This window comes from Dictyobacter arantiisoli, assembly GCF_008326305.1.
Taxonomy (GTDB): Bacteria; Chloroflexota; Ktedonobacteria; order Ktedonobacterales; family Ktedonobacteraceae; genus Dictyobacter; species Dictyobacter arantiisoli.
This window is the reverse complement of record NZ_BIXY01000087.1, coordinates 1-12,656: the sequence shown is the minus strand read 5'-3', so window position 1 is coordinate 12,656 and position 12,656 is coordinate 1. Positions and strand designations below refer to the sequence as shown.

Here is a 12,656-nt window from a genome sequence, read left to right as displayed (position 1 = left end):
TATATAATCATCTATAAATTATAGATAATCTTATCCTTATAAGCAATTTTTTATTACTACTAAAGTACTGGTTACTTTTTTGTTAGTCGACTTATATGTATACTTATGCAAGCATCTAAAGCGACAAATAGAAGATTCATAATTGCGAAGGTAAAGTGTACTTGTTATATAGCAGCAGTATAAAGCAAAAACTACATTCAAGTATATTTAACCGCTATGCAGTTTCAACGTCGATTCGGAATGAAAGAAAATATGGAAAGAACTTACCGACCTTTTCCATCAAAAGCTTCTCAAGAGCTTCTTATTGAGGCCCAACAGTACTTGCGCATATTTCATCAAGAGTGTAGAGTTCCTCACAGTTATCCGCAAAGAATAGAGGAAGTACAAACTGAATTGGAGCGCACAGGCACATACTGGCAGACACAAGAGGAGCTCACCTATGGCTCGATGGTCGCCTGGCGTAACAATGCACGTTGCATTGGTCGAATCAACTGGCAAATGCTCCAGGTGCGCGACATGCGCTATCTCTCTACAGCCCAGGATATTTTCATGGCGATTGTCGAACATATTCGCCTTGCTACCAATAGCGGGAAGATACGGTCAATGATCACCATCTTTGCGCCCCAACGCCCAGGACATCCAGGTATCCGTATCTGGAATCCTCAAATTATTCGCTACGCGGGCTATAGGCAGGCAAATGGTACGATTATCGGTGATCCACTCCATACAAAACTGACGGAAGTGCTATACAAATTGGGCTGGCGGGGAGCACAAGGAGGGGCCTTCGACCTTCTACCGATTGTCATCCAGATGCCCAATCGTCCCCCTGAACTGTTTGAATTACCCCGTGATTGCGTACTAGAGGTCGCGCTCAGCCATCCAGATTTTTCCTGGTTCATAGAATTAGGCATAAAATGGCACGCACTTCCAGTAATCTCAAATATGCGACTGGAGATTGGTGGTATCTCCTACACAGCCGCTCCATTCAATGGTTGGTATATGGGAACCGAGATTGGGGCGCGAAACCTGGGAGACATCAATCGCTACAATCTGCTTCCACTCATTGCAAAGATGATGGGTCTGGATACCCGTTCAGATCGGACGCTCTGGAAAGATCGCGCATTGGTCGAGCTGAACCGAGCAGTACTCCACTCATTTGCGCTAGCTGGTGTCACCATTATCGATCACCACACGGCAGCCCGACAATTTATACACCATGAAAAACGTGAGCAGCAGGCAGGACGCAAATTGTATGCAGACTGGAGCTGGATTGTACCACCCATGTCTGGCTCAACGACACCGGTTTTCCATATTCCTTACGAAAACCGCCAGGTTACCCCTAACTTCTTTTATCAAGACGATCCCTGGCTGGAACAAAGATTTTTGTCCAGCTATCCAACGAAGGAGTAATATATGCATGGTTTAATCTTTGTGACCTGGGAGAAATACCTGGTCAATCGATTTAATACTTCCTTTCTCAATACTTATCGAGAAAAGATTGGCGAGACAGCAGCAAACGCCCCCCTGGCCAGCAAGGTCTACGATGATGCAATGCTCCTGGCAGGAGTGGTGGTAGTTCACGAGTTGTCACACATCCCAGTTGATACTCTCTTACGGGAATATGGCCGTTATTTCCTCATCAATGGATTGACCAGTTCCCGCTGTTCATATTTATTGACGCAAGTACATAGTGGACGCGATCTATTGCTTGTAATGCGTGACGCCCACGCTCAGATGCGACGTGTCCCTGGAGGATTAACCCCTCCCATCTTTGGTTATGAAGCGTCCTCTAAGCATAGCAATTCATTGACCCTCATCTACGATAGTTCCCGACAACTATGCCCTTTACTACGGGGCGCAATAGAAGGAGCGGCAGAACGCTATGGTCAACAGGTGCGCATTCATGAAAAAGCATGTATGAGACAAGGAGCTAGTGCCTGTCGTTTCGATGTGACCTTCTTGCCTGCGGAGAATATACACCAACGACAAGAAACCCCAGAGCAGATTGCTCATCGTAAGCAACAGCAACAAATCGATAACCTGATTCTTGCCATTCTGCCACGGCAACAAGGAATAAATTTGACCCAACTGCAAGGTCTACTTCAAATGCAAGGACAGATTCCGACAAAATATCAGCGTTTAAACCGTATTTTGGAATCATTGCAACATTTGTCCCATGCTGGATTGGTAGCCAACACCGCGAACGAACCAGGTGACACACTCACAAGTCGCCTATATTGGCGCGCGCCAACGTTCGACAACTAATCTTTTCCCGGGCTTGCATAGAGAAGCAGAAGGAGAAAAGAAATTCATTAGCTTCTCAAGCCTGTTTCTCTCATATGGATTTTGAATATTGCACGGCACTCTCTCCTTCCGGGGGATTAAGAGGAGAGAGAGTTTGCGAGGACACCTCGCGCTCCGTCATGGGCTGCCGCCCCTGCACCCCGCTTTCACCCGCAAGGACGGAGATCCTACAGAACTTCAAAAAATCCATGTTCTCCATGGATTTACCACATTCTTCATCCCTTTCGTTGAAAGCGTTTATCATGGGTTCTATAGTTTTTGCGTCTATCCGCTATGAGAACTTACGATCACATAGAGCATGCATGGTCGTGTTTGCACCTATATCTTACAATAACAATGTTTGGCATGGTATGGAATTCTTTTCATGGTGTATAGCGTCCTTCTCACTCAGACCAGGTATACTGAGCTGTCCGTTGAAATGATGAGACAATCCAAACATCTTCCTCTCAGGACAAGTTTCAGCCGTCACTATGAGCCTGTTCAATGGCAAGCGCTAGATTTCGGGGTAAGCTGCTCATAAGATCTAGCTATCCGCACAAAGAAAGCGAAAAAATGATGTCGGAACAAGAAAGACGATATCTTCCTATTGAAGACTATGGGATGATCGGAGATCTGACCACGATTGCCCTGGTGGGGAAGAATGGGTCGATCGATTGGTGTTGTCTTCCTGATTTTGATTCACCAAGTATCTTTGGTGCCTTACTGGATGCGGATAAAGGCGGTTTTTTTCGTCTGGCCCCTATGGACCAGAATGGTCTCGGAACCAAACAGATGTATTTCCCGGCAACCAATATCCTGATTACCCGCTTTTTGAGCGACGATGGTGTTGGCGAGATTACCGATTTTATGCCGGTGAAAGCGAATGACACGGAGCGCTACGAACATCACCTGATCCGTGCAGTCCATATGGTGCGCGGCTCACTGACATTTCAGATGACGTGTCATCCGGCCTTTAATTATGCGCGCGATACGCATACACTCCACGTTTCCGAACAAGGCACCCTGTTCCAGACAGCCAACCTGACTCTGGCACTTTCGTCGTCGGTACCGTTACATGATGACGGCAATGGTGGAGCACAGGCACGTTTTACGCTCTCCGAAGATCAATCCGCTTTCTTCTTTTTGGACAGTTCTCAAAATCAGCAGATGCACTTCGCCCCAGTTGCGCAAGCTACGTACGACACGCAATTCGCAGCCACACGACGATACTGGTTGCGCTGGTTGAGCCAATGTCAATATCAGGGACGCTGGCGCGAACATGTGCAACGGTCCGCACTGGCCCTGAAACTGCTCACCTACGCTCCAACGGGAGCCATTGTGGCCGCGCCGACCACCAGCTTACCAGAAGGCATTGGAGGGGAACGCAACTGGGATTACCGCTTTACCTGGTTCCGTGATGCCGCCTTCACCCTGGATAGCCTGCTCGCCCTGGGTTTTACAGAAGAGGCAGAAGCCTTTATCGCCTGGTTAAAAGGGCGCACAAACAAGATCCAGGAAGGGGGAGAACTCCAACCCATCTACACGATTCGTGGCAACCATGAGATGCCTGAAATCCACCTGGATCATCTGGAAGGGTATCGGCAGAGTCGCCCGGTGCGTATTGGCAACGGGGCGGCCACACAGAAGCAACTTGATATCTACGGCGAACTTATCGATGTCCTTTTCCTTTATAGTCGGCATCGTGGCCTCTCCTATGAAACCTGGCTGCACCTGTGCCAGCAATTGGATTGGTTGGCTCAACACTGGCAGGAGGCAGATGAGGGAATCTGGGAAGTACGCGGTGGGGCCAAACATTTTCTGCACTCTCGCCTGATGAGTTGGGTTGCCTTTGACCGCGCAGTGCGCATCTCCCAGGAGCGCGGTTTACCGGCGCCACTCAGTGAGTGGCAGCAGATCAGTATGCAGATCTATCGCGAGATTATGGAAAAAGGGTGGAACGAACACACACAGAGCTTTGTCCAGTATTATGGCGGGGAGGCGATCGATGCCAGCGCCCTTTTGCTCTCGCGCATGGGCTTCATTGAAGCCCGTGATCCTCGCATGCTCGCAACGATTGCACGTATTCAGCGAGAACTGACCCATACCCCTCATGTCTATCGCTATGACGTAGACAACGCCGCAGATGATGGCCTGGCAGGCCATGAAGGGACCTTTAACATCTGTAGTTTCTGGCTGGTAGAAGCCCTGGCCAGAGCGGGACGTGTGGATGAGGCGAGACTCTCGTTGGAACATATGCTCACCTTTGCGAATCATGTCGGTCTGTACTCAGAGGAGATTGCATCGAATGGGGAAGCATTGGGAAACTTCCCGCAGGCGTTTACGCATCTGGCACTGATTCATGCGTGCCTCAGTGTGAATGAGGCCATGGACAATATTGCGCCACATCAGTATTTCAGCCTCTAAGCGTCTCCAAGACGCTGAGATTCTGAGATGCACAGACTTTCGACGAGAATACCGTACACGTTTCATCTGGATGCACACTATCCAGCCAAGAAAAGACACCAGGGGAGAAAGATGAAAGCAGTTGCAGTATTTCCCCTCAGCCGGGAAGTGAAGCTTATCGAGCAGGCAGAGCCAGTCATCACACAACCAGATCAAGTCAAGCTGCGCATGCTCGATGTTGGAATCTGTGGAACCGATAAAGAGATCTGCACCTTTGTGTATGGCACCCCTCCCGCACATGCTGATTACCTGGTGATCGGTCACGAAGCACTGGGAAGCGTTGTGGAAGTAGGATCAGCCGTCACGCATCTGGCCCCCGGCGATCTGGTCGTACCAACCGTACGCCGTCCTTGTCCTCATGCGAGGTGTCGTTCCTGTCGTGCTGGTCATCAAGACTTCTGTGAAACCGGCGATTTCACTGAGCGGGGCATCAAGGGCGCTCATGGCTATCTGGCCGAATTCATAGTAGATGAGGCTCAATATATGAACCTCGTACCACGCCACCTGCGTGAGATTGCAGTACTGGTTGAGCCATTGACAATCATTGAGAAGGCGGAACACCAACTCTACGGTCTTATGCAACGTCGTCCTCCCTGGATCGATCCAGCTGTCTCCGAGCGCACTCAAGGACAGGGACACAAAGCACTGGTCCTGGGAGCTGGTCCAGTCGGGTTATTAGGAGCGATGGCGCTCCGAACCGTCGGGTTCGACACAGTTGTCTATTCACGAGAGATGGAACCCGATCCACGAATTGCCGTCACCCAGGAGATTGGTGCAACCTACCTTTCAAGCCAGGCACTGCCTACAGATCAGCTTGAAACGCACATTGGCCCGATTGATCTTGTATATGAGGCGGTCGGACACTCGTTACTTGCGCTGGAAGTGCTCAAAGCATTAGGGCCCAATGGCATCTACATCCTGACAGGTGTCCCTGGCTTACAAACACTGATTGAGGCTGATCCAGCGACGCTTTTCCGCGAGATAGTCTTAAAAAACCAGGTGGTGTTGGGAACAGTCAATGCAGGGACACAGGCCTTTAAGGCAGCCATCGCCGATCTCGATGTCTTCCATCAATGCTGGCCTCGTGCTGTGCTTGCACTGATGGCTGACCGTATTCCTATCGAGCAAGCAGCCCAGCGGGTTCTTGAACGACCAACAGGGATTAAAAGTATCATTTCCTTCCAGCTCTGATCAACTCTGAGCAATAGCATAGTTTTTTAGTCTATCGGTTTCTGTCGGTTCACAACATGCATGGTTTCTCCATAGAGAAGGAGGAGATTGATGCCAAAAGATCCTGAACACCTGCGAAGTCAGCGCCTGCGTGCCGTCAACTATCAGGGCGACGCACTTCGTATGGGGATGAATTGGACGGAAGAAGATCTTGCCAAGCCGCAGGTGCTGGTTGATAGCGCCTATGGCATGGGGCATCCAGGCACGTTCCACTTCCGAGAACTGATTGAAGAGGTCAGTAACGGTGTCTATGAGGCAGGCGGAAAGCCGGGAGTTTTCGCCGTCAGCGACATTTGCGATGGCGTTGTTCAGGCGACTAACGGCATGAGCTATTCACTCATTTCACGAGACATTATGGCAGCAATGGTTGAGATCCATGCCCTGGGACATCCCCATGATGGGATGGTGCTCATCTCCGGTAATGACAAGTCCGTTCCAGCGCACCTCCTGGCGATTGCTCGTTGTAATCTTCCCGCCATTCATTTGCCTGGTGGGACTCAATTGAACGCGCCTAATTATGTGACATCTAATAAAATGTGGTCCATGGGAGCCGCCGTTGAACGCGGGGAACTGGCACCAGAGGATCTTGATCTGGCACAACGTGGCGCCTGCCCAACCTGCGGCGCCTGCCAATTTATGGGCAGCGCCAGCACAGGTCAGGTATTAGCAGAAGCCCTTGGCCTGGCACTACCGGGCTCAGCACTGGTCCCAGCACCACTGACAAAACTCTTACGGTATGCACGAGCAACAGGGAAGCAGATCCTGAAACTGATCGAAGACGATATTACCCCTCAACGCATCTTAACCCATGATGCCTTTGAAAACGCCATTATCATCCATGCAGCCATTGGCGGCTCAACAAATGCCCTACTCCATATACCAGTTATTGCTCGCGAGGCGGGCGTTGAGATCACGATTGATGACTTCGACCGCATCCATCGGCATGTCCCGGTCCTGGCCAATGTGAAGACCACCGGTCGCTATCCTGTCGAGTACTTTTGGTATGCTGGTGGTGTTCCCGCGGTCATGTTAGAGCTACGCGATATGCTACACCTGGATTGTCTGACCGTGACCGGCAAGACACTGGGAGAGAACCTGGAGGAGATTGAGCACAACCACTTCTTCTTCGCCGAAAGGCGCGGTTATCTCAATAATGTCAAAGTCGCCAGGGACGAGATCATTCGACCACGCACTGATCCATTCGGGACTGATGGGGGAGTAGCGATACTCCGGGGCAATCTCGCTCCCGAGGGAGCCATGATCAAGACTTTCTCTGTGCCCAAAGAGATGCATATCCATGTTGGACCGGCCCGCATTTTTGATCATGAGGAGGAGGCCATCCAGGCGCTGGTGAAACGTCAGGTTGTGGCAGGCGATATGGTGGTCATTCGCTATGAGGGACCGCGGGCAAATGGGATGCCGGAGATGTATTTCGCCTCAACGATTCTCTCCTCTGACCACACCCTCAATACCACAACAGCCCTGATCACGGATGGCCGTTATTCCGGCGCTATGAGAGGGCCATGTATCGGACATGTTACCCCAGAAGCGCTGGATGGTGGTCCGATCGCTCTGGTCGAAGAGAACGACTTGATTGAAATCAACGTTCCCGAACGGCGGCTCGCAATTGTGGGCGTGAAAGGTCAGCGCCTTCCCGAAGATCACATACAAAGCATTTTTGCAGAACGGCGCCGCCACTGGACCCCACCAGAGCCACGCCACAGCCACGGCATCTTATCATTATATGCTCGTGTTGCTCGCGGAGCATCCGATGGAGCATCCATCACATAAGAAGGATGCCAAAACGCATATATCTGACAACAAGAAATGAGATATGCCATGCAGAAGAAGAAACAGACCGTCGTGATCGCAGACTATGACTATAGCAACGTCGATATTGAACGAGCGATTATAGAAGGTGCAGGAATAGAACTGGTTGCGGCTCAATGCAAGAGTGAGGATGATGTCATCGAGACCGCCCGAGATGCAAATGCCATCATTGCACAATATGCAACAATTGGAGCGAGAGCCATCACTGCCCTGACCAGGTGTCGGGTCATTGCACGCTATGGGACCGGCGTAGACATCGTCGATGTTGACGCAGCTACACAGCACAACATTCTGGTCACCAACGTTCCCAATAACTGGTGTGAGAACGAGGTCGCAGATCATGCCATGACCTTACTGCTCACCGTGGCGCGCAAGATTCGGAACTATGATCACGCAACGCGCGCAGGGGTCTGGCACTGGCAATCCGGTCAGCCGATCCATCGTTTGCACGGCCGCATCCTGGGATTACTGTCATTTGGAGCGATCGCGCAAGCGATCGCCACCCGGGCTACCGGGTTTGGCATGCGCATCATCACACACGACCCTTACAGGCCCCCTGAAGATATCACAGCACATGGTGCAACACCAGTCTCGTTTGATGCGCTGATCGAACAGGCAGACTACCTGATGATTCAAGCACCATTGACCGCACAGACACGCAATCTCATAGATGAAACGCAACTCCGCCGTATGAAGCCAGAAGCCATCCTCATCAATACTGCCCGCGGTCCGATTGTCAATGATCAAGCGCTCTATCGGGCCTTGAAAGAAGGGTGGATTGCCGCAGCGGGTCTGGATGATATCGAAGAGGAACCAGCAAAGCTGCGCAACTGGACACCGACGAATCCACTTTTCGGCCTGGACAATGTCATCATCACACCACACGCCGCCTACTATTCCGAAGAAGCTATCCATTTCGTGCGTGACTTTGCGGCTCAGGAAGTCGTGCGCGTATTGACGGGTAAGCCTCCACTCTCACCAGTGAATGCGGTTTCACCCGCCAGTACCCATGGAAAAACATTTTCATCAGAAGAGCAATGAGAGCTAAGACTGCACAATGAAAGGAGCAAGCATGAAAGCGTTTGTCATGAAAACAATCGGTCAGGTTGGTTTTATGGAAAAACCCATTCCCCAGCCAGGACCAAACGATGCCATTGTCAAAACGACCAGGGCGCTCATTTGCACCTCAGATTCTCATACCGTCAACGGAGGTATTGGACCACGAGAGAATTTGACGCTCGGACACGAGGCTGTCGGCATCGTCCATAATGTGGGCAGCAACATCACCGTCTTTCAACCAGGAGATCGGGTGCTCGTTGGCGCGATCACCCCTGATTGGGGAGATCCTGCTTCTCAAGCTGGTCATGCCTCCCAATCAGGGGCCCCTTTGGGCGGCTGGAAATTCTCCAATACCAAAGATGGCGTCTTTGCAGAGTATTTTCATGTGAACGAGGCTGATGCAAATATGGCCCATATTCCCGACGGCGTCTCTGATGAAATGGCTGTGTACTGTGCAGATATGCTCTCGACGGGGTTTGCGGGCGCGGAGAATGGTCATATTCCTATTGGAGGGGCCGTTGCGGTCTTCGCGCAGGGACCGGTAGGACTCATGGCAACGGCAGGAGCACGATTACGCGGAGCCGGGCTAATTATCGGAATTGAGGCGGTCCCGCGCAGGCAAGAACTTGCACGCACCTATGGTGCAGACGAGATTGCTGATTTTGCTAAGGAAAATGTTATTCAACGCATTCTTGACCTGACACATGGACAGGGGGTGGATACCGCAATTGAAGCCTTTGGAGCCGATGAAACGTTTCAAAACGCGATCAGCGTTACTAAAGCAGGGGGTACCGTTTCCAATATAGGTTACCACGGTCACGGTGAATTTGTGCGCATTCCACGGATCGCGTGGGGCGTTGGCATGGCAGACAAAACGATCACGACGAGCCTATGCCCTGGTGGCCGCTTGAGGCTAGAACGGCTCCTGCGCATCCTGGAAATGAAGCGCGTTGATCCAACACATATGACGACACATACCTTCTCATTTGATGAAATGGAACGAGCATTCGAGGTAGCAGACAAAAAACTCGATGGCGTCCTGAAGGTGCTGATTGTCTTTTAACTGCATATCCTCTTTGTAGATGAATGTACAAAGATCACACTCGGTCAGTACCGCAGCTCACACAAGGAGGCGTAATCTCTTGCTCCTGTTTCAAATTACTTTCGAGGTATCCTCGTAAGGTCGCAATAGGTGTCCCCAACTCATGGGAGACGTTGGCGAAGAGTTCTCGTCGCTCTTTGAGTAACGTGGCGACGTGATCACGTTCTTGATGGAGATCCTGGATCTTTTGTTCCAGCTCATCAGCCATCTTATTAAAATTCGCTTGCAGTTGCGCGACTTCATCTTCTCCTACCACGGGAATGAGCACGCTATACTTCCCGCTACTCAAATCTGGGTGGCAACCACCAGATCAGCGAGTTGTTTGACCGTCTGGCGTGTCACGATTTGCGAAAAAAAGGCCAGCAGAGGCACGAAGAGTAACAGAAACCCCATCGTCAATCCACCCATCAAGAAAAGGGTGGAAATGATATTTATGAAGCCCCACCCCGACTGCGTCAGGACCCCCAGACTTCAATGAATATGATACCAAGAGAGAGTAAAAACGTGATGACCAGAATGTGCGCGTACACGATCTTCCAGGCCAATGATTGCCGCTTGCGTCGATGCCAATAGTGAAAGAGATGCACTATCCAACTGGCACAAAACAACCAACCCCCATAAATACACCCTACCAGGACAAGCATGGGTAGTAGCTCAAAAAGAGAGAAAGATTGCGCCGCAGTACGATTCATTTTCCACAAAGAAAAATAAGCATAGACGGCATAGAGAAGGTAAAGAAGTACAATCAAGAGCATGGCGCTCAGGATCTGTCGGATGGTCTGCTTTCCCAAGGCGAGTCACTCGGCCTCAAGTGGGATGACATTGACATGGCCATAGATATCCTCCAGGTGAAGCGAACAATTACCCATCTGATTGGGAAAGGATTCACTGTTTCCAAACCCAAAACGACAAAAAGCCGCCGTCGTATTCATCTGACCAGGCTGGCAATTGAGGCCTTAAAGCAGCATCGGATACGTCCAGGGGAAGCAAGATTAGCCACAGGGCAGGCATGGCAAGAACAGGGATGGGTCTTTTGCAATGCGAATGGAGGTCCAATTGAGGTGAGCAATATGGTTCGCCGATCATTTCGACCAATCCTGGTCAGGGCAGAACTTCCGATCATTCGCTTCCACGATTTACGGCATAGTGCGGCCAGTTTATTACTGATACTGGGAGTACACGCCAAAGTGGTGCAAGAATTGCTAGGACACAGCCAGATCAGCGTCACGCTCGATACGTATTCTCATGTGCTGCCATCGATGCAAGAGGAGGCCATGGGTCGTCTCGATACACTGCTGTCCAGGACTGTCTAAGCACGTTGCTGTCACTACTGCTGTCAAAGTGAAACAATTACACGCATAATCAGTGCGAAGAAACAAAGAAACCCGCCTGAGCAGCGGGTTGACAAGATGGGACTGGGCGGACTCGAACCGCCGACGCACGGTTTAGGAAACCAATTAGGTACTAAATCGGCTCTAGAAGCCAATCCACACCTATTGGTATATAGCAACAACTTAGATTTTCCTGGTTTTTTATTTCTCTCTCTTTTAAACCTGGATCTACTCCGGAAGCGGCTCGATCTTGTGTTATTCCACCATCGGTTCTAATTCTCAGACAGTAATATATTTTTACACGTATATATTGGGAATTGTAGGCTTTGCAAGCCCTACAACTATAGTTGGCGTTTTAAAGGATCAAGAAAAGTTCTCTACAGTAGCCGCTATGGATGCGTTGAGCAGACCGAAAAGGCTGAAATTGGGGGCTATAAAAAATTGCTCTCATTGTCGTTTGTCGAGCAGTTATCCTGCAGGCACAACACAATGGATATCCCTAGTTTTTCTATCATACTGGAATTGTTGAATGCCTGGGTACGGATATAATTTTCGCTCGTTATCTTTATACTCTGCCGCATAAGGGGCCTCAAAGGGGTCATCTCCAACTAATACTAATCCTTCATCTAATCTATATAAAGGATCAATATGCTGACGAAACTTCTCAAGTATGTAATTTATCGCTCGCGTGAGTTCAAAAATCAAATCAACGAGTAAAGTTTTGTATAAGTTATATTCAGAAAGTGATTTCTGATATTGGTCAGGGTTTCCTATTGCATTACGGTAAAATCTTACCATCTCATAACGCACTTGATCGCCATCGCTTTCACATGTGGAATATCTTTGGAAGAGAGACAGGAAATCACGGAGCACGTTACCAAAATTCTCAAAGGAAGCATCCAATTCGGGATATAACCTGGACCATATTCTTGAACTTAACCAATTCCTTAATTCCATGAGCCTATAATAGCTGTTGCCGCTTATTGTAATATCACCATGATATAAAACATTAATAGTCCATAAGAGCCAATCATCAATCTTTGCTTTAGCAAACCAATAGTCTATAATCTCTGCATATCGCTCGTCTTCAATTTGCTTTTTTAAATCGTTCTGACTAAGATTTTTCTCTACCCACTTTTTGTGTTCACTTTTCATCTGCTGTAAAGTTTGCACTGTATAAAAATCAGGTTGCTTATCAATTAACGTATGATGATTTACACATAACAGTATAAGATTATGGTGGTACCGTTTGTCAAGACAAAAAACGGGTTCAAATAAGACAAAACTCAGCAATACGAGAACGAGTGTTTTACGTTACGTAACGTTGATTAACGTTGCCGATAGACCTGAGCTGGCGT

The 12,656-nt window shown here is 49.5% G+C and carries 10 protein-coding genes; 8 read left to right on the top strand and 2 right to left on the bottom strand.

Going from position 1 to position 12,656, the window contains the following annotated elements:
• The first annotated feature begins 216 nt into the window (after nucleotides 1-216).
• The 7 genes from F1593_RS22325 to F1593_RS22295 all read left to right on the top strand — a co-directional run bounded on the left by F1593_RS22325 (nucleotide 217) and on the right by F1593_RS22295 (nucleotide 9,928).
• A complete protein-coding gene (locus F1593_RS22325) occupies nucleotides 217-1,410 on the top strand; it encodes a nitric oxide synthase oxygenase (RefSeq protein ID WP_216368961.1) in 1,194 nt (397 codons plus the stop codon).
• A gap of 3 nt (nucleotides 1,411-1,413) precedes the next feature.
• The gene (locus tag F1593_RS22320; RefSeq protein ID WP_149403777.1) at nucleotides 1,414-2,265 is read left to right on the top strand and encodes a heme NO-binding domain-containing protein; all 852 of its coding nucleotides are present in this window, start codon (nucleotides 1,414-1,416) and stop codon (nucleotides 2,263-2,265) included.
• 591 nt (nucleotides 2,266-2,856) lie between these two features.
• Nucleotides 2,857-4,707, top strand: coding sequence for a glycoside hydrolase family 15 protein (locus tag F1593_RS22315; protein WP_235932667.1), 1,851 nt, complete (start codon nucleotides 2,857-2,859; stop codon nucleotides 4,705-4,707).
• A 111-nt stretch (nucleotides 4,708-4,818) separates the two neighbouring features.
• Nucleotides 4,819-5,937, top strand: a complete 1,119-nt coding sequence (locus tag F1593_RS22310) for a glucose 1-dehydrogenase (protein ID WP_149403776.1) — start codon at nucleotides 4,819-4,821, stop codon at nucleotides 5,935-5,937.
• A 90-nt stretch (nucleotides 5,938-6,027) separates the two neighbouring features.
• Nucleotides 6,028-7,767 (top strand): dihydroxy-acid dehydratase, encoded by a 1,740-nt coding sequence (ilvD, locus tag F1593_RS22305; RefSeq protein ID WP_149403775.1) that lies wholly within the window; start codon nucleotides 6,028-6,030, stop codon nucleotides 7,765-7,767.
• Nucleotides 7,768-7,815: 48 nt separating this feature from the next.
• The gene (locus F1593_RS22300; protein ID WP_149403774.1) at nucleotides 7,816-8,847 is read left to right on the top strand and encodes a C-terminal binding protein; all 1,032 of its coding nucleotides are present in this window, start codon (nucleotides 7,816-7,818) and stop codon (nucleotides 8,845-8,847) included.
• 31 nt (nucleotides 8,848-8,878) lie between these two features.
• On the top strand, nucleotides 8,879-9,928 hold the full coding sequence (locus F1593_RS22295) for an NAD(P)-dependent alcohol dehydrogenase (protein ID WP_149403773.1): 1,050 nt from the start codon (nucleotides 8,879-8,881) through the stop codon (nucleotides 9,926-9,928).
• Between the two features lie 34 nt (nucleotides 9,929-9,962).
• Here F1593_RS22295 and F1593_RS22290 read toward each other — a convergent pair whose 3' ends face one another.
• Nucleotides 9,963-10,235 carry a histidine kinase dimerization/phospho-acceptor domain-containing protein gene (locus tag F1593_RS22290; RefSeq protein ID WP_149403772.1) on the bottom strand — a complete coding sequence of 91 codons (273 nt, stop codon included), beginning with the start codon at nucleotides 10,233-10,235 and terminating at the stop codon, nucleotides 9,963-9,965.
• Between the two features lie 403 nt (nucleotides 10,236-10,638).
• Between F1593_RS22290 and F1593_RS22285 the strand changes: the two genes are divergently transcribed.
• Nucleotides 10,639-11,280 (top strand): site-specific integrase, encoded by a 642-nt coding sequence (locus F1593_RS22285; RefSeq protein ID WP_268907079.1) that lies wholly within the window; start codon nucleotides 10,639-10,641, stop codon nucleotides 11,278-11,280.
• Nucleotides 11,281-11,766: 486 nt separating this feature from the next.
• On the opposite strand, the gene F1593_RS22280 is transcribed toward F1593_RS22285, so the two are convergent.
• Nucleotides 11,767-12,453: a hypothetical protein gene (locus F1593_RS22280; protein WP_149403770.1), complete on the bottom strand. Its 687-nt coding sequence runs from the start codon at nucleotides 12,451-12,453 to the stop codon at nucleotides 11,767-11,769.
• Nucleotides 12,454-12,656: the final 203 nt, after the last annotated feature.

Excerpts from the sequence above, each read along its gene's own strand:
- F1593_RS22300 (WP_149403774.1), top strand. The coding sequence starts at position 7,816 with ATGCAGAAGAAGAAACAGACCGTCGTGATCGCAGACTATGACTATAGC.
- ilvD (WP_149403775.1), top strand. The coding sequence starts at position 6,028 with ATGCCAAAAGATCCTGAACACCTGCGAAGTCAGCGCCTGCGTGCCGTC.
- F1593_RS22280 (WP_149403770.1), bottom strand. The coding sequence starts at position 12,453 with ATGAAAAGTGAACACAAAAAGTGGGTAGAGAAAAATCTTAGTCAGAAC.
- F1593_RS22320 (WP_149403777.1), top strand. The coding sequence starts at position 1,414 with ATGCATGGTTTAATCTTTGTGACCTGGGAGAAATACCTGGTCAATCGA.
- F1593_RS22315 (WP_235932667.1), top strand. The coding sequence starts at position 2,857 with ATGATGTCGGAACAAGAAAGACGATATCTTCCTATTGAAGACTATGGG.
- F1593_RS22310 (WP_149403776.1), top strand. The coding sequence starts at position 4,819 with ATGAAAGCAGTTGCAGTATTTCCCCTCAGCCGGGAAGTGAAGCTTATC.
- F1593_RS22325 (WP_216368961.1), top strand. The coding sequence starts at position 217 with ATGCAGTTTCAACGTCGATTCGGAATGAAAGAAAATATGGAAAGAACT.
- F1593_RS22295 (WP_149403773.1), top strand. The coding sequence starts at position 8,879 with ATGAAAGCGTTTGTCATGAAAACAATCGGTCAGGTTGGTTTTATGGAA.